This window comes from Clostridiales bacterium, from assembly GCA_015243575.1.
GTDB classification, from domain to species: domain Bacteria; phylum Bacillota; class Clostridia; order Peptostreptococcales; family Anaerovoracaceae; genus Anoxybacterium; species Anoxybacterium hadale.
The window spans coordinates 1,865,802-1,891,252 of record CP042469.1 but is presented as its reverse complement, the minus strand read 5'-3'; the positions used below and the strand labels follow the sequence as shown (position 1 = coordinate 1,891,252).

14 protein-coding genes are annotated in these 25,451 nt (G+C 44.2%); 9 read left to right on the top strand and 5 right to left on the bottom strand.

The window, feature by feature from the left end:
- Positions 1-118 precede the first annotated feature (118 nt).
- From FRZ06_08220 to FRZ06_08205, 4 genes are all read left to right on the top strand, one after another.
- Entirely contained in the window at positions 119-982 is an 864-nt protein-coding gene (locus tag FRZ06_08220; GenBank protein ID QOX63336.1) for a transporter substrate-binding domain-containing protein, read from the top strand.
- A 107-nt stretch (positions 983-1,089) separates the two neighbouring features.
- Positions 1,090-1,902 (top strand): amino acid ABC transporter permease, encoded by an 813-nt coding sequence (locus tag FRZ06_08215; protein ID QOX63335.1) that lies wholly within the window; start codon positions 1,090-1,092, stop codon positions 1,900-1,902.
- A gap of 7 nt (positions 1,903-1,909) precedes the next feature.
- Positions 1,910-2,710: an amino acid ABC transporter ATP-binding protein gene (locus FRZ06_08210; GenBank protein ID QOX63334.1), complete on the top strand. Its 801-nt coding sequence runs from the start codon at positions 1,910-1,912 to the stop codon at positions 2,708-2,710.
- A gap of 233 nt (positions 2,711-2,943) precedes the next feature.
- Complete coding sequence (locus FRZ06_08205) at positions 2,944-4,185, top strand: serine hydroxymethyltransferase (GenBank protein ID QOX63333.1); 1,242 nt, start codon at positions 2,944-2,946, stop codon at positions 4,183-4,185.
- 80 nt (positions 4,186-4,265) lie between these two features.
- On the opposite strand, the gene FRZ06_08200 is transcribed toward FRZ06_08205, so the two are convergent.
- Complete coding sequence (locus FRZ06_08200; GenBank protein QOX63332.1) at positions 4,266-6,638, bottom strand: LysM peptidoglycan-binding domain-containing protein; 2,373 nt, start codon at positions 6,636-6,638, stop codon at positions 4,266-4,268.
- Between the two features lie 129 nt (positions 6,639-6,767).
- On the opposite strand from FRZ06_08200, the gene FRZ06_08195 reads away from it, so the two are divergent.
- The 3 genes from FRZ06_08195 (at position 6,768) to clpB (ending at position 11,584) form a co-directional block, all read left to right on the top strand.
- A complete protein-coding gene (locus tag FRZ06_08195) occupies positions 6,768-8,039 on the top strand; it encodes an ATP-binding protein (protein QOX63331.1) in 1,272 nt (423 codons plus the stop codon).
- An 18-nt stretch (positions 8,040-8,057) separates the two neighbouring features.
- Positions 8,058-8,780, top strand: a complete 723-nt coding sequence (locus FRZ06_08190) for a site-2 protease family protein (GenBank protein ID QOX63330.1) — start codon at positions 8,058-8,060, stop codon at positions 8,778-8,780.
- A 221-nt stretch (positions 8,781-9,001) separates the two neighbouring features.
- Positions 9,002-11,584 carry an ATP-dependent chaperone ClpB gene (gene clpB / locus FRZ06_08185; protein ID QOX63329.1) on the top strand — a complete coding sequence of 861 codons (2,583 nt, stop codon included), beginning with the start codon at positions 9,002-9,004 and terminating at the stop codon, positions 11,582-11,584.
- A 174-nt stretch (positions 11,585-11,758) separates the two neighbouring features.
- On the opposite strand, the gene FRZ06_08180 is transcribed toward clpB, so the two are convergent.
- On the bottom strand, positions 11,759-12,079 hold the full coding sequence (locus FRZ06_08180; GenBank protein ID QOX63328.1) for a helix-turn-helix transcriptional regulator: 321 nt from the start codon (positions 12,077-12,079) through the stop codon (positions 11,759-11,761).
- Between the two features lie 206 nt (positions 12,080-12,285).
- On the opposite strand from FRZ06_08180, the gene FRZ06_08175 reads away from it, so the two are divergent.
- A complete protein-coding gene (locus tag FRZ06_08175) occupies positions 12,286-13,239 on the top strand; it encodes a GGDEF domain-containing protein (protein ID QOX63327.1) in 954 nt (317 codons plus the stop codon).
- A gap of 118 nt (positions 13,240-13,357) precedes the next feature.
- On the opposite strand, the gene FRZ06_08170 is transcribed toward FRZ06_08175, so the two are convergent.
- From FRZ06_08170 to FRZ06_08160, 3 genes are all read right to left on the bottom strand, one after another.
- On the bottom strand, positions 13,358-14,692 hold the full coding sequence (locus FRZ06_08170; protein QOX63326.1) for an NADP-specific glutamate dehydrogenase: 1,335 nt from the start codon (positions 14,690-14,692) through the stop codon (positions 13,358-13,360).
- A 530-nt stretch (positions 14,693-15,222) separates the two neighbouring features.
- Positions 15,223-18,357 (bottom strand): pyruvate, phosphate dikinase, encoded by a 3,135-nt coding sequence (locus FRZ06_08165; protein QOX63325.1) that lies wholly within the window; start codon positions 18,355-18,357, stop codon positions 15,223-15,225.
- A 190-nt stretch (positions 18,358-18,547) separates the two neighbouring features.
- Positions 18,548-19,834 (bottom strand): Glu/Leu/Phe/Val dehydrogenase, encoded by a 1,287-nt coding sequence (locus FRZ06_08160; GenBank protein ID QOX63324.1) that lies wholly within the window; start codon positions 19,832-19,834, stop codon positions 18,548-18,550.
- A gap of 640 nt (positions 19,835-20,474) precedes the next feature.
- Here FRZ06_08160 and FRZ06_08155 point away from each other — a divergent pair.
- Entirely contained in the window at positions 20,475-25,376 is a 4,902-nt protein-coding gene (locus FRZ06_08155; GenBank protein QOX63323.1) for a hypothetical protein, read from the top strand.
- Positions 25,377-25,451: the final 75 nt, after the last annotated feature.

Below are 25,451 nucleotides of genomic sequence, written 5' to 3'. Positions count from 1 at the left end.
TACGGGTTGGCGTCTTTTTTTTTTAGTTCAGTGACACACTGTTAAATGTTGAAACGGAATGGATTCGACATTGCCCTGCGTCAAATAAAAGGAATGAGGATGAAAGAAGGTAGCAGCCATGAAAAAAGCAATTTCTATTATTTTATTGATTTTCTTAACAGCAGCGGTCTGTTTTGGGCTGATTGCATGTGGAACCTCTGGATCAGGCAGTGGAGGGGAACAAGAAGATGTGGACGTTCAAAAGGTACTGAGAGTGGGTATGGAATGCAACTATGCACCCTTTGACTGGACACAGTCCGATGATTCCAACGGTGCCGTACCCATTTTTGGGGCGTCGGGACAATACGCAAACGGGTATGACGTAATCGTCGCAAAAAAACTAGCGGAGGAACTGGGTTACGAACTTCAAATACATAAAACTGAGTGGGATGGATTGATTCCTGCACTTCAGACAGATAAAATCGATGCAATCGTTGCAGGCATGTGCATGACGGATGAGAGAAAACTGTCGATTGATTTTTCTGATGTATATTATAGTGCGGATATCGTAGCAATCACGATGAAAGGAAATCCGTATGAAAACGCTCATTCTTTGGCGGATCTAGCTGGTGCAAAAGTAACGACGCAGATGAGCACTAACTGGTATGACATGCTTCCGCAGATAGCTGGTGCTGAAATAACACCTGCTCTTGCTGACGTAACAGCTGTTGTTCTTTCCGTAACATCGGGAAAATCCGACGCTGTTGTCGTCGATATGCCGACAGCAGTTTCTGCACAGTTGTCCAATCCGGACCTCGTGATCTTAGATCTTTCTGAGGGGGATTTTGCGGTAGAACCGGGAGATGTCGACATGGGAATCGGAATCAAAAAAGGAAATACTGCATTGCTTGACGAAGTGAATTCTTTCGTATCAAAAATTACCCCTGAAGACAGGGAGGCTATGATGGCGCAAGCTGCTGCGGTACAGCCTTTATCAAACTAAAACTTTTGGAAACGCTGATTTATTCTGTACACACAATCCATTAAATCAGTGCTTTCTTAGCATACAAAATGATCTCTGCTTTGCATTACGAAAGGAGTGTTGAATGTATGGGCCCTTCAGCACCACAAAATTCATGGGAATGGATCGTGCTGTTCCTGGATCAATATGGTTCTGCTTTTGCAAAAGGCGCAGTCCTTACCCTTCAAATCGCTGTCATCAGTACCTTGATCGGTTGCATCATAGGGTTTGTGGTCGGCATGATTCAGACCATTGAAATGGGGAAATCAGATCCCTTATGGAAACGAATCACTTTGAAAATTGTCAATATTCTTCTGGCGGTGTATGTGGAAGTGTTCCGCGGGACACCTATGATGGTTCAGGCTATGGTGGTTTATTACGGTTCAGACGCTTTGTTTGGGCTCAATCTGAATCCCATTTTGGCCGGCTATATCGTTGTGTCGGTCAATACCGGCGCATATATGGCAGAAACGGTGCGTGGCGGGATCATGTCCGTCAGCAACGGACAGATTGAGGCCGCAAAGGCTTTGGGGTTTCGCCATACAGCAACGATGGTCAACATCATACTTCCTCAAGCCTTGCTGAACATTTTGCCACAGATCGGAAACAATCTAATTATCAATATTAAAGATACCTCTGTACTCAATGTAATTGCATGCAGTGAGCTGTTTTTTACAACCAAATCTGTAACGGGAACTTATTGGCGGTTCTTCGAGCCGTTCCTCATCGCATGTGTGATTTATCTGTTCATGACATTTACGCTGTCAAGGCTGCTCAGACTGATGGAGAAAAAACTCCAGGGACCGAGAAGTTATCAGTTGGTTACCGATTTTATGGATGATACCTACGGCAACGGCTCGGCAGTCATTGACATGAAAAAAGGCTTTGAAAGAAGGAGATGAAATGAATATGGAAGCGATAGAAAATCATGAAGATTTCAACAAAGGAAGATGTGCCGATCATTTTTCGGAAAGTGAACCAATTCTGGAAATTCAGCATCTGGGAAAAAAATTCGGTGATAACCTGGTTTTGTTAGACATCGACTTTAAAACTTATCCAAGAGATGTGATCTGCATCATTGGAGCTTCCGGTTCAGGGAAGTCAACCCTCCTGAGGTGTATCAATATGCTTGAGACGCCGAGCAGCGGACTTGTACTGCACAGAGGAAAGCACATACCTGCTACAGGAGCCCATACTGCGGACTATCGGTCAAAGGTCGGAATGGTGTTCCAGCAGTTTAATCTCTTCTCCAACCTGACCGTTTTAGATAACTGCATGCTTGGACTTCGAAAGATATTAAAACTGCCAAAGAATGAGGCGAGAGCACGCTCCATCAAGTACCTTATGAAGGTGGGAATGGCTCCTTACATCAATGCAAAGCCTCATCAACTGTCTGGAGGGCAGCAGCAGAGAGTAGCCATTGCCAGAGCATTGTCAATGGAGCCTGAAGTATTACTTTTTGATGAGCCTACCAGCGCCTTGGATCCGGAAATGGTAGGAGAGGTTTTGGATGTTATGCGAGCGCTTGCTAAGGAAGGGCTGACAATGATTATCGTAACACACGAAATGGCTTTTGCCCGGGATGTATCGACAAGAACTGTATTTATGGATCAAGGCATTATTGTTGAAGATGAACGGCCGGAAGTATTGTTTACAAGACCGAGGGAAGAAAGAACAAAGGAGTTTCTCACCCGTTTTATGGCCCATTAAAACGGAGGAGTTTTCCATAAAGAAGATGCCTCATTCACCATCCTTACCGGTGAGGCATTTTCAGAGAATGAACTGCGGCGAAAGCCGCAGTTTTTTATTGTATAACGATTGCCTGGTCGAGGTGATTAAAAGCTTTTCTGATCTTTCTTTTTAAATCGAATAACGATAAAAAAACTTGATAATTATAGAAATTTTCTATATAATGATACCATTATGACGAAAGGGGAACGCAAATGTATTTTAATAATATGGATAAAGTTGATCCTGAAATAAGTGCTGTGATCCGTAGGGAAATGGCCAGGCAGGAGAATAAAATCGAGCTGATTGCATCAGAGAATTTTACTAGCAGCGCAGTTATGGAAGCATGCGGAAGTGCGCTGACAAATAAATATGCGGAAGGCTATCCGGGAAAGAGATATTACGGAGGCTGCGAACACGTCGACGAGGCAGAGAATTTAGCCATTGAACGTGCAAAGGAACTTTTTAAAGCGGAATATGCCAATGTTCAACCCCACTCAGGCTCCAGTGCTAACATTGCGGTATACTTTTCGTTGTTAGAGCCCGGAGATACCGTATTAGGCATGGATCTATCCAATGGAGGACATCTTACTCATGGAAGTCCTGTAAACATGTCTGGAAAATATTTTAATTTTGTTCCATATAAAGTGGATTCTGAAACAGAAAGAATTGATTTTGATGCGGTAAGGAAGCTGGCGATCGAAAATAAACCCAAGATGATCGTAGCAGGTGCCAGCGCCTATCCGAGAATCATAGAAGCCGATAAGTTCAGGGAAATCGCAGATGAAGTGGGCGCATTGCTTATGGTTGATATGGCGCATTTTGCCGGACTGGTTGCAGCAGGCTTCCATCCCAATCCTGTGCAGCATGCCCATGTAGTTACTACAACGACGCACAAAACATTGCGAGGACCAAGAGGCGGAGCGATTCTCGGTAAGGAAGAGTACGGAAAACTCATCGATAAGGCAATCTTCCCAGGGATTCAGGGAGGCCCTTTAATGCATGTTATTGCAGGAAAGGCCGTGTGCTTCAAGGAGGCTTCCACCCAGGAATTTGTTGCTTACCAGAAGCAGGTTCTGCTGAATGCGCAAAAGATGGCGGAAGAACTTCTTGCGAGAGACTTCAAGCTCGTATCCGGAGGAACCGACAATCATCTTGTCCTGCTGAATCTTTCCAATAAAAATATTACTGGAAAAGAGGCGGAAAAATTACTTGATGAAGCCGGAATTACAACAAATAAGAACACGATTCCAAATGATCCCAATGGTCCTTTTGTCACCAGCGGGGTTCGACTGGGAACACCAGCGATGACAACCCGCGGTTTTAAAGAACAGGAAATCACCAAGGTTGTAGAAGCCATTGGTCTGCTTCTCAACAACCCAGGCGACGCTGCTTCAACTGAAAAAGCGAAGAGTATTGTTCAGGAACTGTGCTCCGCATATCCATTGTACCGATAACGATCTTCTGAGGAAGAAATAGGATGATCAATTAAAAAAGAAGCCAGAGTATCATTATTATGAATGCTCTGGCTATTTTATCAGCTTGGGATGCAAACCTTCGTTCCTGGTATGCTGAAATCCTCAATGGTCAACGTTGGATTTGATATCAGCAAGCCGTCTGTAATAACGAGCAATTTCTTGCTTATAGAATCTAAGGAATCACCGGTTTTTACGATATAGGCCCCGGCCATCGGGCAGGTTTTGTAATGATCCTCGCTAGGGATGGTAAGGGTCATATTTTCAAGGGGTCCGGAAAAATCAACATTCGGATTGCTGCTTTGAAGGGCGCCGAATGAAATTTCGTACCGATCCAGAATCCTTGTAAGCGTGTCGCCGCGCTGTGTGGCATATACACGGTTTCCGCCTGCTGTATATCCCATGTTGCCAGGGGTTCCATTCATATTGTTGTTATTATTATTGTTGTTCGTCCCGTCTTCCTGGGCAGGGATGCAAAGCTGCATTCCAATTCGCAGATTGTAGGGATCCAAAGTGGGATTCGCCTTCATCAATGCATCCAATGTGACATTGTAAGTTCGTGCTAACATATAAAGCGTATCTCCCGCTGCAACCGTATGGATTGTTCCAGCGCATGCAGGAGCTGCTTCCGGCACTCTGGATGGCTGCTGCATCGGCATTTGATTTGGCATATTTGGTGTGGGAATTGTTGGCACTGTTGGCATTGTGGGTCTGGGCGCTGTCGGTGTGCTGGGAGTGGTTGGCATAGAAGGCATGGAAGGCATACCCATTCCAGGCATATTCGGCATCGCTGGAGTCGTTGGTGCTGCCGGCATGTTTGGCATATTCGGCATCGCCGGCCCCATGTTCGGCATGTTTGGCATATTCGGCATCGCTGGTCCCATGTTCGGCATATTCGGCATCGTTGGAGTCATAGGAGTGGTTGGAGTCCCCGGCATATTCGGGCCAGCCGGTGACGTCGGTGTATTCGGCATAAATGGAGTCGGCCTCATCGGCATATTCGGCATGGATGGCATCGTAGGTGTCATCGGGGTTGTCGGCATAGAGGGCATCGATGGCATTGACGGTATGGCAGGAGTTCCTGTTCCAGGCATTGTTGGAGCACCGGGCATGGATGATGTAGGGATAGCGTAATTTCTTAGCGGTAATCCAGGATTTCGTAGTGGCAAAGCAGGATTCCGCGTCGGAAGAGCGGCACTTTGGCCTCTCGCTGTTGGAATGCAAAGCTTCATGCCTACTTGCAGCATGTAACAGTCAACCTGGGGGTTAGCGTTCATGATCTCATCTAGAGTTAATTTATATTGCTTCGCCAGCATGTAGAGGGTATCTCCGGGCCGGACTGTATGAATGATACCATTGCATACACCGTTATGTTGTTCCGGTAATGCCAAATGAGTCGGGATACATACCTGCTGCCCTATTTGCAGGTTATAGGGATTGACTCCCGGATTGGCATAGAGGATATCTTCAAGCAGTATGTTATATCGTTTTGCGAGCATGTAAAAAGTATCTCCCGCCTGGATCGTATATACCATACCGTCGCAAACCGGTGTTGGCATAGGCGCAGGAGCGGGTGTCGGCTTCGGAGTCGGCTTCGGAGTCGGTTTTGGAGTTGGCGCCGGAGGTGGGGTCGGTTTTGGAGCCGGAGCCGGAGTTGGTCTTGGCGCAGGTGCTGGAGTCGGTGCTGGAGTTGGTGTTGGTCTTGGAGCCGGAGCCGGAGCCGGAGTCGGTGTTGGCTTTGGAGCCGGAGTCGGTTTTGGAGTCGGGGGTGGTGTTGGCTTCGGAGCCGGTGTTGGTTTTGGAGCCGGAGCCGGAGTTGGTCTTGGCGCAGGTGCCGGAGCCGGTGCCGGACAAGGCGGACAAGGTGTTGGCGCCGGGCAAGTTGGGCAAGCTGGCGGAGCGGGGCATGGCGGACACGGTGCCGGTGCAGGACACGTGATAGGTTCCGGACAAGCAGGGCAAGGTGCCGGAATTTCAATTTCCAGTTCAATTTCCATTTCCGGAAGCATCATAGGCGGCTGTGAGGGACAAGTCATCTCCGGCATGGTCATAGGCGGCTGTGAGGGACAAGTCATCTCCGGCATGGTCATTGGTGGCTGTGAGGGACAAGTCATCTCCGGCATGGTCATGTCATCAAGGCACATTTCCGGCATGGGAATTGTCATGTTCTCAGGGGATGTCATTTCTGGATTCTGGCCATGGTAGCCGCTATCAGATCGTCTTCCCGGAATGCAGATTTTCTGGCCGTATCTCAGATTGTAAGGGTTAAGTATTTGATTCGCCTCCATTAGCATTGCTACGGAAACCCCGTATTTTTGCGAAATGGAATATAGGGTATCACCGGATTTTACCGTATATACCTCTACACATACATATTCTGTTGGGAGGCTGGGCGCTTGTGGGAATTTAGGGCTCATACAATTATTGTGAACCATAACTTAAAAATCACCTCTCGTTCAAATTTTACTATCATATTATTTTAAGTAAGTGGATTATGTGATAAAATATTGGAATAAAGGACAGGTTGCCTGAGCTTGCAGAAGCTTGGGCGAAAGGAGTTAAGAATGAGTAAAATAAATCTGGACACCCTGATTTTATATAATAACATCAGAAGCGATATGCTAGTTCAGGCAGCGGTTAAAATATTTAATGAATTCGATTACCATGAATATATTTCTTACATGGAGTCCGAATACTATCAGATTCAGAGAGGCCTTCTTGAAACTGCAGATGATGCAGGGATAGAAGGCACATACTGGCAAAATTATATTTGCAGATTGATCGCTGAAAGCGAGAACCGCTTTAGCTTATTATCGGAAAAAGGTCACAATGACCAGAATATTCGCGCGTTGGCTCTCCGTGAAACCGATGTGCTAAAGAAACTTTATCAACTTGAATGGGAAAGGGTTGGAAAGATCTTTTTGGACTCGGACACTGGAGTTTGTACCATGAAGATGATGGGAAAGAGCAGACCGGGTACGAACCGTAATCTATTAAAGAACGCGCTGGAACTTAAAGATCCGCAAGCAACTGTTGATGGCCTTCGGCAGTATTATGAAAAGTATGGCTGTGGTATCTTTGAAAGCTATCAGGCATTTGTCTGGGATGAGGGTCTTGTTGGTGTAAGAAATTACGACAAAATTACGTTCGAACAGCTAGTGGGATACGAGAGGCAGAAGGATGCACTCATTGAAAATACGGAGTTCTTTATTAAAAACTACAAAGCAAATAACGTATTGCTGAGCGGTGATCGCGGAACAGGAAAATCCTCTTGCGTAAAAGCACTTCTAAATCGATTTGCCGGTGACAAATTGAAGTTGATTTCACTGAATAAAAACAATGTGGATCATCTTTATCGCATCATTGAAATGGCAGCAGATCGAGGTTGCAAATTTATTATTTTTATCGATGACCTTTCCTTTGATGAAACGGAACTAGGCTATAAGCACTTTAAATCCGTTATTGATGGGGGTGTAGAGGCTCAACCTTCTAATATACTGATTTATGTAACCTCCAACAGGAGAAATATCATTAAAGAGACCTGGTGGGACAGAGGGGACAACGGCGAGGTTCATGGAAACGACGGAATGCAGGAGCGGCTCTCGCTTGCCGACCGATTTGGACTGGTGATCACCTACACATCGCCGGATAAGAAAGAATATCTTGAAATCGTTAAAGGGTTGGCTCTTCAAGAAGGGTTATCTATTAGTGAAGCATCATTAACAGAGGAAGCAATTCGCTGGGATGCTCGGCAGACCGGCAGATCCGGAAGATCGGCAAGGCAATTTGTGAACCATATTCACGCAAAAACGATGAATAGCGCTGATCAATCATAAAACAAAAGGAGAAATGACTTGAGATTAATACGTAGCAACCCACTAGCGGTGTTTTTTCTTCTCTACATGGCATATCAGTCATTTATGAGTGGACAATTCGATAACCCCACGAGCTGGTTCATGGCGAAACTGTATCTTTTGCCTGCAATTCTGATTGGCCTTTCCTTTCATGAATTCGCCCATGCTGCGGCAGCATATGCCTTAGGAGATCAAACTCCTAAGCTGCAGGGCAGAGTCACCGTCAACCCGATTGCCCACGTAGATCCCTTTGGGTTTATTGCGCTGATTTTTATCGGGTTTGGTTGGGGAAGACCGGTACAGGTAAATCCGATGAACTTTAAAAATATGAGAAGAGATGGTGTTATCGTAGATCTGGCAGGGGTCACAATGAATTTTATACTTGCAATCCTTTTTGCAGGTGTGTTTAAATTGATGATAATATGGAATCCAGCATTTATGGGAACTTATATGGGTAGTGTTGTCGTTGAATTGATCTATAATATTATTATGATCAATATCGTGTTGATGCTGTTCAACTTGCTCCCAGTGCCGCCCCTTGATGGTTTCGGTATCATAACAGAAGTTTTTGATCTCCGAAAAAGATCGTTTTATTATCAGCTTTATAATAATGGGTTTGTAATATTGCTTCTGCTGATGATGTTTGATGTTACAGAAAAGGTCTTGGTTCCTGCAGTAGGTTTTGTTTTAAGGTTCGTATTTAGTATCTATGGATTGGCCTAGTGAAGTAGGCTTCTGCTGATCAGAAAAAAATACACATGTTAGCACTCTTATGATGAGAGTGCTAATTTTTATGTTTAAATCCGATGACTGGTGGTATATAATGAAAGAAATGATAGCGCATTGCTTAACAAGGTGCAACATTCCTGAATCAGTGAGGTTTGCCTTTGATAATCTTGTTATACTTTGTGGGCCGATGCTAAAAATAACGAGGGGGTGTTTTAATGAATTTCGAGAGATTTACACAGAATGCGCAGTCAGCTGTAATGGACTGCCAAAATATAGGGGTACAGGAAGGCCATCAGCAGCTGGACGGTGAACATCTGCATCTGGCGTTGATGCTGCAGCAGGATGGATTAATTCCGAAACTGATCAACTTAATGGAAGCAAACAGCGGAGAAATCGCCTCTGAGCTTCAGGGGGAGTTGGATCGACTGCCAAAGGTTCAGGGTGGAAACGATAATATGTATTCGTCCAGAAGATTAAATCAGCTGCTGCTCCGGGCAGAGAAGATCGCATCTGATTTTAAGGACGAGTATACCAGCGTAGAACATTTGTATCTTGCACTTCTGGAAGAAAAGAATACTCCATCCAGCCGTATCTTCAGAAAGTACAATATTACCAAAGAGGGATTTCTGCAGGCATTGTCCAAAGTTCGAGGAAATCAGAGAGTTACAAGTCAAAACCCGGAGGATAATTACGAGGCTCTGAATAAATACGGAAGAGACTTGGTTGAACTGGCCGCTCAAGGGAAGCTGGATCCTGTCATAGGCAGGGACTCTGAAATCCGTCATACCATACAGATTTTGTCCAGAAGAACCAAAAATAATCCGGTGCTCATCGGCGAGCCTGGTGTGGGTAAAACTGCAGTTGTCGAGGGGCTTGCTCAGAGAATTTTAAACGGAGATGTACCGGAAGGGCTGAAGGATAAGACGATCTATGCGCTTGATATGGGGGCGCTTATTGCAGGGGCCAAATTCAGAGGAGAGTTTGAAGAGCGGTTGAAGTCGGTTCTGAATGAGATTGAGAAATCTGAAGGAAGAATTATCCTGTTTATCGATGAGATACACAATATCGTAGGTGCAGGCAAAGCGGAAGGCTCCATGGATGCAGGAAATCTGCTAAAGCCCAAATTGGCCAGGGGAGAGCTTCATTGTATTGGGGCTACAACCTTGGATGAATATCGGAAGAATATAGAAAAAGATGCAGCGTTGGAACGCAGATTTCAAAAGATTCTGGTGGATCAGCCTACGGTGGAAGATACCATATCGATTTTGCGTGGGCTAAAGGAGCGCTTTGAAATCCATCATGGTGTCAGAATAACGGACAATGCACTCATTGCTTGCGCCACGCTTTCAGATCGATATATCAGTGATCGTTTCCTGCCGGATAAGGCAATTGATCTTATGGATGAGGCGGCTTCGAAAATCCGCACAGAAATTGACAGTATGCCTGCAGAGTTGGATGAGATTGCGCGAAAGATTATGCAGCTGGAAATTGAAAAACAGGCCCTTGGTAAGGAGACAGACAGTAGCTCAAAAGCCAGATTGGAGCATATTGAGAGAGAACTTTCAGAGCTGAAGGAAGAAAACTCAGCCATGAGGGCACAGTGGGAAAATGAAAAGAAGTCGATCACGGATTTGAAGGGTACCAAGCAGCAGATTGAGGATGTGAAGCTTCAAATTGAAGATGCGGAACGGAAATATGATCTGGAAAAGCTTGCAAAGCTGAAATACGGAACCCTTCCGGAACTTGAAAAACGGTTGGCAGAGGAAATGGAGCTTAACGAAGGAGCGAAGGAGAAACGGCTGCTGAAAGAAGAGGTCACGGAAGAGGAGATCGCTGAGGTTGTCTCCAAGTGGACTGGGATTCCTGTCAGCAAGCTGGTTGAAGCAGAAAAGGAAAAACTTCTCCGCTTGGGAGAAGTGCTGCATCAAAGGGTAATCGGGCAGGAGGATGCAGTTACCGCTGTCTCTGAGGCAGTTCTGCGGGCGAGAGCTGGCTTGAAAGATGCCAACAGACCAATCGGTTCCTTTATTTTCCTGGGCCCCACTGGAGTAGGGAAAACGGAGCTTGCAAAGGCACTGTCGGAGGCGCTTTTTGACTCGGAGAAAAACATGATTCGGATCGATATGTCTGAATATATGGAGAAACACTCTGTTTCGCGTCTTGTAGGAGCGCCTCCCGGTTATGTGGGTTACGATGAGGGCGGTCAGCTTACGGAGGCAGTTAGGCGAAGGCCGTACAGCGTCATTCTTTTTGATGAAATAGAAAAGGCTCATCCAGATGTGTTCAATATCCTGCTTCAGCTTCTTGATGACGGCAGGCTGACGGATAATCAGGGAAGAACTGTAGATTTTAAAAACACCATCGTGATCATGACCTCAAACATTGGCAGCCCGTACCTCATTGAGAATATTTCACAGGACGGCACAATCTCCGAAGAGGTCAAAGAACGTGTTGAAAATGAAATGAAACGACACTTCAGACCGGAATTTCTGAATCGTATTGACGATGTTGTGATTTTCTCTCCGCTGACGGAAGCAGAGATTATGAAGATTATTGACATCTCCATGGTTCATATTCAAGAGAAGCTGAAGGACAGAGAAATCAGAGTTATTCTAACAGATTCCACCAAACGGTATATTGCAAGAGAAGCGTATTCTCCTGCCTATGGTGCTCGGCCGGTGAAGAGATATTTGCAAAAGCATATTGAGACAGAAATTGCTTCCAAACTAATCAAGGGAGAGATTCATACAGGAGAGGACATTACCATCGATATCAAGAATGATTGTCTAAGCTTCTAATAAATAGAATCGCTTTCTGATAAAAGCATTTTTAAAATAGGAAGCATGGGCTGCAAAAGATGAAATCCCACTTCATTTCATAGTAATGAAGTGGGATTTTTATTGAGATCAATGGATTTAATTTGTTTTATTAATATGTCATGTGTCATGTCAATGTCATGAAAGAATACCAAATCACAGGAGACTGTCAAGGATGAGCTGCAGGCTCTTTCTGTGTTTTTTTGACAGAGCTCTGTATTTTTTAATAAGTTCTGCTTCCTCAGAATTCAATTCAAATCTGTCTGACTTTTCGATTCTGCGCCGGATATCTGTGTTTCCGATCAGGTAGTCGACGGAAGTGTCAAAATATGCTGCAAGCAGTTTGAGTGTAGCTATATCCGGCTCATACACACCATTCTCGTAACTGTGGATACTCTGTTGAGTGAGCCCCAGTTCACCCGCTAGCTTTTGCTGGCTAATGCCGACCTTTGCTCGGAGCTTTTTTAAATTTTCCATCTGTACACCTCCGCTCTCATTTTAACAAGCTAAAATTGTAAATAGTAAAAAGTATTACTTGTTATTTACAACAAGAAATACGTGTTATATAATACAAGGAAATAGAGTAATGTTTATTATGGGCAAATTATGCCAATTGAATACATTATAATACAACCAACTGCTGATGCGGCAGGGGAGAAAGCTTCGATAGATTGGAATCAATTATGAGTGAGAGTATGTTCTTTTATAAGCTATTTCAAAATTCGGCGATTCCTCAGGTTGTCGTGAATAAGGATATGGATTTGATTCTGGCAAACAATCAGATGTTCCAAAGCCTTCACATGGAAATACGTGATGTGTCATACCGCTCTTTTGGTGAAGCATTTCGCTGTAGAATGCTGGAGTTTGGAAGAGACCGATGCGGCGAGAAAGAAGATTGCCTGGACTGTGGATTAAGAAACATAACAAGACAAATCTTACACAACGAAAGGGTAGCTGATAATGTAATCCAATATTCTTTTATTCATGAAAGGGAATGTATCAGCAAACGGTTTCAGTTAATTGGATCCCAGATAACATGGTTCAATGAAGAATATGCGGCACTTTCCTTCGTTGAACTGACAGGTCTGCATCGGCAGGTCAACGACCTCAAAGCAAAGCTTTCGCTGGATCATGCTACCGGAACTATGAATAAAGCAACATTAATGGCAGCGTTGAAGGAATTATCGCAAGCAAAAAAAAATACTGGTGGTGCAACGGTATGCATGATTGATTTTGATCACTTCAAACTACTCAATGACCAATACGGACATCTTATGGGTGATAAGGTTTTGGAGGTGTTTTCTGACATCTCACGCAGTCACATCCGAAAAGATGATCTGCTCGGCAGATTTGGCGGTGAAGAGTTTGTCTTTATTTTTTTTGAGACGGATCAAAGGCAGTCACTTCAAATTTTAAAGCGCATCCATTATGAACTGGAGTCCTTTTTCGCAGATGTGGTTGAAATACCAGTCACGTTCAGTGCAGGAGTGATCCATGTGGAACCCGTAGGCGGACAGCTTCAATGTACGGACTTGCTTGTTGACGTCGACAAGATGCTTTACAGGGCAAAGAAACATGGGAGAGGAAGAGCAATGTGCAGCATGGGAGAAATTCTTTTTCGAAATTTTGATATGTAAGCTTTCGAACCAATCTTCATAAAGATACAAATAGCAGAATCAAAAGAAAAAGGGCAGGTTTCCTGCCCTTTTAATATTTCTTGTTTTGGATTTTCATTGATACTCGATCAATTGTATTTTAGATAACACCTTGAGCGAGCATAGCTTTGGCAACCTTCATAAAACCAGCGATGTTAGCGCCAGCTACATAGTTATTATTCAGGCCGTATTCTTTGGAAGCGTCGTCACAAGCCTTAAAGATGCTTGTCATGATGCGGTCGAGTCTGGCATCAACTTCTTCGAATGTCCATTCCAGCCTCTGGCTGTTCTGAGACATTTCAAGAGCAGATGTAGCAACTCCGCCAGCGTTTGCTGCTTTTGCAGGTCCTACAAGAACGCCCTTGGATAAGAAGTACTTAACAGCTTCGTTTGTGCAAGGCATATTCGCGCCTTCTCCAACTGCATAGCATCCGTTGGCAACCAATGTCTTAGCTGTTTCTTCGTTGATGTCATTCTGAGTAGAACAGGGAAGAGCGATATCGCACTTAACATCCCAAACACTTCCGCCTGCAACATATTTTGCATTGGGTCTTGTCTTAACATATTCGCTGATTCTTGCTCTTTCAACTTCCTTCAGTCTCTGAACGGTAGCAACGTCGATTCCGTCTTCGTCAACGACATAACCGTTGGAATCGGAAACAACAACTACCTTAGCGCCATAGGACTGTGCCTTCTGGCAGGCGTAGATCGCAACGTTACCGGAACCGGAGATAACAACTCTCTGTCCTTCGAAGCTCTTTCCGTTTGCCTTCAGCATTTCTCTAGTAAAGTAAATCAATCCGTAACCGGTTGCTTCTGTTCTTGCTAATGATCCGCCCCAGCCGATTCCTTTTCCTGTCAGAACGCCGGTGAATTCATTTCTGATTCTTCTGTACTGTCCATACATGAAGCCGATTTCTCTTCCGCCAACGCCGATGTCTCCAGCAGGAACGTCGGTATCAGCACCAATGTGCTTGCAAAGCTCAGTCATAAAGCTTTGGCAGAATCTCATAACTTCGGCATCAGACTTTCCTTTTGGATCAAAATCGGAACCGCCTTTGCCGCCGCCGATAGGAAGAGTTGTGAGGGAATTCTTGAAGATCTGCTCGAAGCCCAAGAATTTAATAATGCCAAGGTATACGGAAGGATGGAAACGAAGTCCGCCTTTGTAAGGCCCAATGGCACTGTTGAACTGAACTCTGAAACCTCTGTTTACCTGAACCTTACCGTTGTCATCTACCCAAGGAACTCTGAACATGATCTGTCTTTCAGGCTCCAGGAGTCTTTCTACGATACCTGCTTCAACATATTGAGGATTCTTTTCCAGTACAGGAGCGATAGACTCAAGAACTTCTTCAACTGCCTGATGGAATTCAGCTTCGCCAGGATTTCTCTTCTTAACGTCGTCTAAATACTTTTGTACATTAATTGACATTTTTTTACTCCTCTTTCCTATTTATAATTTTTAAACTGTAATAAAAAGTAAGTTTTCTTTTCACCCATACATTAACATAACGATAAAATGTAGTCAACAAAGAAACATCTAAAAATCGTTGTTTTGGCAAAGTTCCAATATTCTGAAAACGCCTGAAATCAACAGTTTCAGAGGAGTATTTTGTATACATCACTCTGGTTGATGAGAGTAATTGGGCAACTTTTTCAAGAAAATGTTGAAATATTAACAACTTTTATTTTGAGTGCAAACAGCTGGATCTATGTAATAAATTTACATAGATTTTTTTGCGCCATAAATGTGTATGTAATAAAATGGAAAACAATAGTGACGGCTGGGAGAAAGAATTTAAAAAAGACTAAAATCCAATAATTCCAAAAATTCAGAGAATATTTCCGTTGTCATTGGGAAGGGGAGTTTGTAACAGCAAAACCCCCCCTTCTCTATATCATATAGTGGAAGGGGGGGTATGATGAACGTAATTTCAGGATCACCTTCAAGGCGCAATTCTATTAATCCGCAAGAACACGCAAGGGGATTGCCGGATCATATACAGAGTTAATTTTTATCGCATAGGAATCGCCTTTTTCAATATCCCGATCAGTTACATAATGAACGTCCAGTAAGCCGTCGGATTGATATCCGGTCTTCAGGTAGTTGATTTCCGATAACGCGTTGCTCCAGCCCCGAAGGAGTACATCAAGGCGTTCCTTTTGTTCAGATGATCCAACGAAATGGATCAGTAAATCGATGTCACTGTTATGTTTTGCAGTACAGGATCCGGTGCTCCCGAAAAGGTAGACTCCCTTGATGGAATATGTTTTGAAATCCAGTGATGCAGCTATTTTTTCTGCCATATAGTGACGCCATTTCCATCCATCGTCATCTTTGCCTCCGGTGCGTTCATATTCATCGAAGTAGGTGTCTGAATGCTTTCTGTCCGGCTTTTGAGGATGCTCCAGATAAGCGACTGCTTTTTCCAAATCAGCATTCATCAGGACCACCAGCTCTTTTCTGAAATAGTTTTCAGAGATGTTGATCACTTTGACTACATCGGATAAATCCGCAAAAGAAGGAAGCATTGTATCCAAAGAGTTTGTGTTTTTATGGAAGAAGTTTTTATTGAACAATACATCGTCATCTTCAGGATACAGCGGCAGATACTTGATATCCGCCTCTACGAGATCCTGGAAAAAGTGTGTTCCGAAGGAGAGCTCGGGCTGATATCTTGACTTCTTCTGAGCAACTTCGATCAGCATGGATGCGTTGCAGATGTCTGAATATGTTACCTGTACTCCAAGCTTGATATCTCCCCGGCTGCCCCAGCGGCCCGGTCCCATAAGAATGAAGCTTCTACGATACAAGATATGGTTCAATTCACTGACTGCACTGCCTACGCGGATCAAGTCCTGGTGACGTTCTAACTTGCCGTATTCTTCCGGGTCAATATATACCACCGTCTTAATACCAGTAACTCTTCCGTTCGAGATATATTTATCGGCGGTAAAGATGGTATTTTGGGGAGAGATATTGGCGGGTATAGCGACAGGAAGATTGTTTCGGTTTTTACTTTGAGGACGACACTGCAAAATATAGAGATTTTCACCATCGCTGGCAAATTCAATATCTACAGCATATCCCAGTTTATCTTCCAGGAGTGACATAATTGATTTTAGCTGAGATATCGCAGGCGTTTTGTCGATTAAACCGTCAAAAGTCACCACGTACTGATCTTTTTCAGAATCGGTGAGCAGTCGGTTATATTCTGTAATAAAATCGTCTTTCAATACCGACACTGTTTGGCTGAGGTTTGGTATTTCGTTTCCATACTCCTTCATGATATCGGCAATTGGTACCGAAACAAAACGATTATTCTCCATATCCAGGACATCCATCATCTGCGGAGAATACTTTTTCAGCTCTTGAAGAACATGGTTGACTCTCAGCTTGGGCTGACCGGGAGAAATCAGAATTGGAAAATCATCTCCAACACGGTCAACCGCACGAGTACCAAGGCCCATAACCATTCTCAGCAGACCATCTTCACGCTTGAGCCGGTGAGACCAACGATATTCATTGTTACTGAAACCCACCCCTGCGAAGAGAGGAAAGTAATAAGGTCCGACCCTCCGTCCTACAACCTCTTGTATCATGATTCCCATTTGCTCTGCACTGTCCAGAAGTCCGTGCTCTTTTCGATATTGGATGGAATCAGGGCTGAACATGGAGGCGTATACTTCCAGAACGCACTCGATCAAGCCCTTCATTCGCTCTGCCTTGGTTCCTGTATTAGTCAAAAACAGACTTTTGTATTTTCCGGAAAAAGCTGTGTTTCGCTGATCCTCTAACAGGCTGGAGGATCGAATGATCAGAGGCCTGTCTTCGCACTGGTCAAGAATATGGTTCAGCTCTGTGAGAATATAAGGGGACATCCGTGCATTTTTAATAGAGTGAACCACCTTGGGATAGCTGATTCTTATTTCGAGAATATCCCGGTATTTATGTTCGTTAAGCTCATCGAGATAATTATTATGGAGCAGACTTTCCAGCTCATCGGAAGCTATATACCAAGTACGAAGCTTCTTGATGTTTGCGTACCCGGGGTCCTGTTTCAGATGTGCTTCGATTATTTTATTTGCCAGGAAAAAACCGGTGGCTTTTCCTCCAATTTTTCCTGCGCTTTTGGGAGAACAGATCACTGTGTCAAGAAGCTCGCAGAAATCTTCAACACTGAGATTACGTCTCGCATTTTCAATCATCTTAGCATGATCTGTCAGGAATCTTCTCACAAGCTCAACGATCAGCCAGCGCTTCGTCGCTTTGCTTGACATTTCGGTGGAGCGAACCGCTTTAAGGTACTGAATCAACGCTTTTGAAATATCTTTTACATCAGAGTCCTTTCTGTCAACCAGTTTGATTAATTCATAGGTCTTTCCCTGGTAAATCCACAGGTTGATATAATCGAATATCTCATCATCCTTTAAGCAGGTCTTTGCAACATGAAAAACACTGTTGCTCAGAAGAATAACATCCATTGCAGGGATATCGCCCCTCGGAAAATTAATTTCCCCTTTATAGTCGTATTCGGTCCAATTCATTTCTCGGAAGATCTCAATGATAAAGGATTGGTCTGTCTTAGCCAGTAGTGTGAGCATCTTCTCGCAAACATGAAGGAGCATAGTAGGATCTGTATTTTGAAGAAAGAGCACAATTGCTTCCCAATTGCTTCTGGTTTCGTTGGGCTCCATTTCATGGACACATATTTTATTAGAAATCTTACTAGCCACAGCATTCAGAAGCTTTTCCTCTTGTACGAGAAAGGAGGAAACGGGGGTATTCAGGGCATATTCTTCATATCGGGCTTCGATACTGCCGCGAACGCGGCCACCTACAACAATATCTGAACGAATTGAACTAGCGCAGATATCGGAAGGTTCAGTGAAAGAATAGACACACTCGTCTAGTGTGATTACCACGGTACATGCTCGTACATTACAAAAGCCTCTCGGCATAACCCTGCATATTTCAGTTAGAATTGTCGGCAGGGAATCACCGTTGAGGGCTTCGTCAACCCGGTACAGGCATTCCAACTCTTTTGCCCGCTCCCGCAGGAAATCAACGGAGATTTCTTGTGGATCATTTCTCATACTTTTTCCTCCTGTGTCAAAGAAGTGGCTTGGCAACCCCGGAAAATCAGTTTTCAGACACGCCCCGGAGAAACCCTAATCTGGAATGATATCTTATTCTGAATCAAAAACAGCCATAGGCTGTCTCGAAGCATTTGAATCTGCATTGAGACAGCCTTAACCGGTCATAACACTTGCTGAACTTTATTTATTATACCCAGCCGCGGAGCTTGACGGCCTCTGCGACACGATTAATTGCGATTACATAAGCGGCATTGCGCATATAGATATCTTTTTCCCGAGACAGTTTGTAAACGGCCTGGAACGCGGATGTCATCTTGGAATCCAGCTTTTCAAGCACTTCGTCCTTTGGCCAGAAATAGTTCATATTGCACTGAACCTGCTCGAAATAACTGCAGGTAACACCGCCGGCATTGGCAAGGAAATCAGGTACAAGGAAGATGTTTCGTTCCTGAATCAGTGCATCTGCATCCGGAGCGGTAGGACCGTTGGCGCCTTCACAAATCACCTTTACCTTTTTACTGATTTTAGCAAAGGAATCCACAGTAATTTGATTTTCTAAAGCGCAGGGCAGGAGGATATCAACATCCTGTGCGATCCATTCACTTCCTTCAAGAATTTCACAGCCAAGACCAATCGCTTTTTCTTTATTGATCGTACCGAAAGAATCCTTGATGGATATCATTGCTTCGATATCAAGACCATTTAAATTACGGAATGTGTATGATTTGCCGTCATGCTGATCCCAACAGGAGATCGCAATTACAGTGCCTCCCATTGTGGAGTAAAGTCTTGCAGCATACTCAGCTACATTTCCAAAGCCCTGAATGCTTGCTGTAGTAGAAGCAGGCTGGATGTCAAGGGCTTTCAATGCCTCTCTAAGAGAATAAATTACGCCGTAACCAGTTGCTTCAGTTCGGCCCAAAGAACCGCCCAGACCAACGGGTTTTCCGGTGATGGCGCCTGGATAGTGACCGCCGTGGATCGCTTCATACTCGTCCAGCATCCAAAGCATATGCTGACCGTTGGTCATAACATCTGGTGCTGGAACGTCCTGAACCGGACCCATAAGGCTCGCAATCTGACGAACATAACCGCGGCAGAGTCTTTCCTGCTCTCCCTTGGAAAGGTTATGAGGATCACAGATAACGCCGCCTTTGCCGCCTCCAAGGGGAATATCAACAACGGCGCATTTCCAGGTCATCCACATGGAGAGCGCTCTCACGGTGTCGGCTGTTTCCTGAGGATGGAATCGGATACCTCCTTTTGCCGGTCCGCGAGCAGCATTGTGTTGGATTCTGTAACCGTTAAATACTTTTGTTGTACCGTCATCCATTTTTACGGGAATCGTAAAATGGACTTCACGGCTCGGCTGCCGCAGTAATTGACGGACAGAGGGGTCCAGATCAATGAGATCGGCAACACGGTCAAATTGAGTCTGCGCCGCTATATAAGGATTGTATCCTTCCTGATTCATAATAAAACCTCCTATTTACCTTCTCTTTCGGGTTTGAAATATCTATAAAACGCGTTTTATTCTCAAAAAATTTCTGACTGAATACTAGATGATGAAAAAAATTGGCAGTCACACTTGGAAAAATTTCGCAAGCACCTTGCCGGTTATGCAAATCGCAGAAAAATATATTGCGAATCTTTATAATGTCATCATATTCTAACCCAAATAACCTTGTCAACACGAAAAAATAAGTTTAAATCTTGTGACAATTCAAAATTGTAATTATTTGTAAGACCTCGAAAATCAAGCGTTTTAAGTATTATGTATACATGGTTTAAACTTTTATAGTATCGTTGAGATTTCAATGCCTAAGACGTTTTACATGAACTACTTTTAACGAGTTATTAAGAAACAAAAGAAGCAACTTACATAATCTGTAAAAGTGTCGGATGATGGATGCAGAAAAATAAAAAAAAACTTTTGAAAAAGGGGTAACTTCTCCTGTTTTTTTCCTGATGAGTTCGCAGAATTGTCTTAAAATTGCTTAAGCTGTTGCTGTTGTAAATCTATTTGACAGGCGGCATAATAATCGTATACAGTATTCGGTATCGCATACGCGGCACTTTTTGGTAGCCGTGTTCTGAATGATCGGAGGGCAGCAATGGAGAGAAAACAGACGCGGGATATTTATGACGCATTGATAGAAAGGCTGACAGACCGAAAATTCCTGAAAACCGCAGGAATGACCAAAAAGGAAATGCAGCAGCTCCTACGTGAAGGAGACTGGAAAAATCAAATCATTCAGTTGGCAAAAGCAGACAGGGTTAGCTGCAAAGCTGTGCTGGAGGCGTGTGAAAAGATTCTTTGCGTGCTTTCGCCGATGCCTGAACAAGGCTGGCTTAACTATATCTTTACGCATACACTCAATCAGATGTTCCCTGAAAGCAGTATGCCGGTTTCCCCGGGATCTTTTGAACCGGGAAGGATCTTCTACCTGAGAGTGCTAAGATATCTGCTGGAATATGAGGCACGGAACCGTCCCTTTGACCCGCTGATGCACATTGCTTTTTTAACAACCAAGGAAGTCGATGAAACGGAAACCGCGGGGGAATATTATAGGCTGCTTCAGATTTTTGGCGATCAGCATGTATATGAGTTTATGAGGATCGCTTCAGAGATTACACCGTTTCAAACTCTGGCGCATATTGCAGGGGTTCACCATGTGTCTATGTATATCGGCAAACAGCTGCTGCGTGAAGGGCTTCCGGTGGATCTTGCACTTTTGTCCGGCGCAGCATTAGGACACGACATCGGAAAATTTGGCTGCAGACCTGAAGAATCCGGAAGGATACCATATCTCCATTATTATTATACGGATCGATATTTTAAGAAAAATCATATGCCCGCAATGGGTCACATCGCTGCCAACCATTCAACATGGGATCTGGAGCTGGAGAATCTTTCTGTGGAATCGCTCATTTTGATCTATGCAGATTTTAGGGTTAAGAGTGTAAGGGACAGCAATCATGCGGAAGAGGTTTGTTTTTATAGTTTGGCTGAGTCGTTCGATGTTATTTTAAATAAATTGGATCATGTTGATGCTATGAAAAAATACCGTTATGAAAAGGTGTATGCAAAACTTCATGACTTTGAAGCTTTTATGGTGGGAATGGGGATTCAAACCGATCTTTTCGCTCAGGAAGGAGAAAAAACAGTCGTTAAAGATGCGGTGCTTTTAGAGCCCGAGGAGGTACTGCAGAGGCTGAAACATCTTGCCATCCAGCACAACATCATGGTAATGCATAAACTGAACAGCGAGACTGCCTTTGGGAATCTGCTGGAAGCAGCGCGCAGTGAAAAAAACTGGAAGAACATGCGGGCCTACATTAACATCATACATGAATACTTTACGTATATGACCCAGAAGCAAAAGCTGAAATCCATGGCTCTGCTCTATGAACTGCTGATGCATAGGGAAGGCGATATCAGAAGACAGTGCGCTGACCTTATGGGCAACATCATCGTAAATTTTGATGAAGAATACCGGAAGGAACTTCCGGAAGGCGTTCGGCAGGAGCCAGACAATTTGACGAGCCTGGAACTGTGGGAAAAATATCTGGATCTAGTAGTCAATCCGGATCATAAGGTGACCGAACAACACAGAAGGTGGCTTTGGTTTACCTTAAAGCTGATTATCACTTCAGTTTTGGAGCGCTGCAAAGGGGATTGCAGAAGTTATCTGGATGCTGTCCTTCGACTCTATCGAGGAAGAGAAAATGATCCGGCTGCATTTGTACTGCTGGATTCAGCGTTGGCATTGCCTCTTGAATTCTGCACTGCGGAGGATAAAAGAATGCTGTTGAATTACGCAGTTCGGATGGCGGAATGTGATGAAATTGAAGTTCAGATTTCCGCATTTAGAGTAATCCGCAGCCTCTCAGCTGTTATGGACTGCTTGGAAGAGGAGGGGGCTGCTTCAATCAAAAATGTGTTGAAGATTGCTGTGAATGAGAGCGGTGAGAGCATTGAATTTCTTAAATACAAAATATCGGAAAACATTGGTTTGTGCGGAGGAATGTTAACGGATGAGAAAGCGGGTTCCCCCAAAATAGATGGGCTCAAGAATGGTGCCGGTACAGCTTCCCGCATCTTTCTTGAAAATTTGAAAGCGGCAACGCCGTGGGTCATTAAACACGTTAATATTGAACTCCTTCTGGACCAGATTCAGGATGCTGGAGAAGGTCTTCTTCTGCAAATTGCTGCTCATTTCTCCAATCTCATCAAGGTCAGTGAGCGGGTTGCTGTACGTCATAGCGCTGGCAGTGCGCTGCTTACTGTCATTCCTCATTTAAACTTGACCCAGCGAAATGAGATTGCGGTGGAGCTCAGCAAAGGTTTGGAGATAGGCGCATATGAATTTTCTAAATACATTCCCGAATATCTTGGTCAACTGGCGCTTTATTTGCATCCCTTTGAGCTGGACGAGTTGATTTTGGATTTTAAGAAATTGCTCTGGAGCAACAGCGACAGGGTTTGCTCTGTCACTTTGGATACTGTTGGCGTGATGCTTCAAAATTATCCGGCTTATAGAGATCGATTTCAGGAAAGTGAAGAATGTTTCCGAAAGAGAAGGGAGACAATGATTGGACTTCTTCTGAAAGGGCTTTCTGATTATCGTGATGCGGTGAGCCAGGAGGCGTTTTTGGTCATCGGGCAACAGGTTTTTGGAGCACAAAGTCTGACGATAGATGATAAATTTGATCTGTTTTCCGTACTCTATAAAAAGCTGCTTACATTGCTTATGGAGAGAGAGGAAACGGAACTGACCTTTTTTGGAAATGCTTCGGCTTTAAATCATATTTATCGTTTCCTTTCTGATTATCAGTTTCATAAGGGATGCTGGGACCTTGCAACAGAGGAGAGGATCGCCTTCCTTCCCGGAAGCTTTGATCCGTTTTCCAAAGGGCATAAGGGGATCGTAGAGGAAATAAAAAAGCGAGGATTTTCTGTATATCTTGCGGTGGATGAGTTCTCCTGGTCGAAAAAAACTCAGCCCAAGCTGATCAGAAGGCAGATTGTGAGTATGTCGGTGGCAGAAGAAACAAATGTCTACCTATTTCCAGACCATATTCCGGTGAACATCGGAAATCCGCACGATCTAATTCGGCTGCGGGCTTTGTTTCCTCAAAAGGAAATCTATCTCGTTGTAGGAAGCGATGTTATTGAAAATGCATCATCCTATCTCGCGGAGCCTTCACCAGACTCGGTTCACAGTTTCCATCATATCGTTTTTCCACGCCCCGGTTCCGATGGAAGTATGGAGCGGAAACCACTGGAGGATGGATCAGCAGACCGATATTCTATGATCAGTGGATCAGTGATCGAATTGGGACTTCCCGTGGAACTGGATGAGATCAGTTCCTCAAGAATCAGAGAAAATATTGATAGAAACAGGGACATTTCCAATCAAATTGACCCTTTAGCCCAAAGCTACATTTATGAAAACAGCTTGTATCTGCGAGAACCCAAATTTAAGCAGGTATTTTCCGCCAGAAGGATTGAACCTGAAATCCGTTCCAAGGACGATAGACTTCCTGTGGAGGAACTTCTAAGCACAGCGTTTTCTGATCGGAAGGACAAAGTCAAAATTAGGTCATATCTGCAGCGGAAAGATACGAGCTGCGTCATTTTGAGAGATGGCGAACGTGAAGGACTTCCCATTGCTGCGGCAGTGTTCCACGAAATTGGTATGGCCGATCTTTACAGTGAATTTGGAGATCTCAACCTGGCTACAGTCATCCGAAGAATTACTTCGGGAAAAATCATTGTTTTGGCTGGTATCGCTGCTTGCAGCGATGCACCGGTAAAAAATCCAGAGCAGCTGGTACTGACAGAGGCACTTGCGTACTGCTTAAAAAATGATTTTACCTATGCGATCTATCACGATCATCTGGGAGGAACTGAATCAGATATTTCCGATCTCTTGAAACGTCAGGGGTTTCAAGAGATCGGAGGACAGATGGGGGAACCTGTTTTTGCAGTTGATATGAAGTTTCCGGTAGCATTATTTCGGGATATCGAAACCATACTGAAAGAGCCGTTTCATCACAGAAGAAGAGTGCTGGAGGCTGCGGAAAATGCCCATAGAAAGCTGCAGGGAGCGGTCACCCGCCTTTTCCCCGGCAATCTGGTGCTGTCCTTTGACGCTGGGATGACAAATCATAGAATCGTGGATCGAATCACTGCTGTCAATCGGGAACAAGGAGAACTTTTTACAACACCTGCAGGAAGGAAGCTCGGAAAATCGATGTGCGTTCCCTTTGGTAAGGTCTTGCACGGATTGGCGGTTCCCAATACCGTTACAAAATCACTTCATACGGAGAAAGTGTTTGAACCTGGGATTAGAGGTTTTAAAATTAAGGAATTTCCAAATTACTCCCCCCTAAGCACCCAGGTCAGAACCATCAGATCTTTTCAAAGACCAGTCATTCTGGTGGATGATCTTCTTCATAAGGGTTATCGAATCAAGGAGCTCGACCCGATTTTTAAAGAAGAGGGAGTCGAGGTTGAGAAGATTATCGTGGGACTTTTGTCAGGCAGGGGCAAAGATTTGATGACCCTTCAGGGTAGAAGCGTTGAGAGCGTTTATTTCATGCCTAGCCTTGGTGCGTGGTTTGATGAATCAAGCCTATATCCCTTTATCGGAGGAGACGGTTTTGGAAGAGAATGCAGAAGCAATGCGGGATTGATCCCTTCGGTCAATCTGATTCTTCCCTATGCTGCACCCGGCTTTTTAATGAATGCCTCAAAGGAAGCGCTGTTTTATTTTTCTATGACATGCTTGGAAAATGCTGCCCAGCTCCTTACGGTACTAGAGGAGGAGTACCAGCAAGTGTTCGAACGAAACCTGACACTAAACAGACTAAGTGAAGCGGTTGCGTTTCCCAGATATCCGGACAAGGGTGAGCATATGAACTACGATATGAATCTTGCACCATCGGCCTATATCGCTAGTGATATGGAACATCTCAAACGCCTCGAAAATCTTATCGTCAATCGGTAGGGAATCGCTGATTGAATGAAGTCTGCACATGGAATTCGTATACGGAATTAGTCAGAGTCTCCATGGGGAAAGGAA

Excerpts from the sequence above, each read along its gene's own strand:
- FRZ06_08220 (QOX63336.1), top strand. The coding sequence starts at position 119 with ATGAAAAAAGCAATTTCTATTATTTTATTGATTTTCTTAACAGCAGCG.
- FRZ06_08215 (QOX63335.1), top strand. The coding sequence starts at position 1,090 with ATGGGCCCTTCAGCACCACAAAATTCATGGGAATGGATCGTGCTGTTC.
- FRZ06_08180 (QOX63328.1), bottom strand. The coding sequence starts at position 12,079 with ATGGAAAATTTAAAAAAGCTCCGAGCAAAGGTCGGCATTAGCCAGCAA.
- FRZ06_08175 (QOX63327.1), top strand. The coding sequence starts at position 12,286 with ATGAGTGAGAGTATGTTCTTTTATAAGCTATTTCAAAATTCGGCGATT.
- FRZ06_08195 (QOX63331.1), top strand. The coding sequence starts at position 6,768 with ATGAGTAAAATAAATCTGGACACCCTGATTTTATATAATAACATCAGA.
- FRZ06_08165 (QOX63325.1), bottom strand. The coding sequence starts at position 18,357 with ATGAGAAATGATCCACAAGAAATCTCCGTTGATTTCCTGCGGGAGCGG.
- FRZ06_08205 (QOX63333.1), top strand. The coding sequence starts at position 2,944 with ATGTATTTTAATAATATGGATAAAGTTGATCCTGAAATAAGTGCTGTG.
- FRZ06_08170 (QOX63326.1), bottom strand. The coding sequence starts at position 14,692 with ATGTCAATTAATGTACAAAAGTATTTAGACGACGTTAAGAAGAGAAAT.
- clpB (QOX63329.1), top strand. The coding sequence starts at position 9,002 with ATGAATTTCGAGAGATTTACACAGAATGCGCAGTCAGCTGTAATGGAC.
- FRZ06_08155 (QOX63323.1), top strand. The coding sequence starts at position 20,475 with ATGGAGAGAAAACAGACGCGGGATATTTATGACGCATTGATAGAAAGG.
- FRZ06_08210 (QOX63334.1), top strand. The coding sequence starts at position 1,910 with ATGGAAGCGATAGAAAATCATGAAGATTTCAACAAAGGAAGATGTGCC.
- FRZ06_08200 (QOX63332.1), bottom strand. The coding sequence starts at position 6,638 with ATGGTTCACAATAATTGTATGAGCCCTAAATTCCCACAAGCGCCCAGC.
- FRZ06_08160 (QOX63324.1), bottom strand. The coding sequence starts at position 19,834 with ATGAATCAGGAAGGATACAATCCTTATATAGCGGCGCAGACTCAATTT.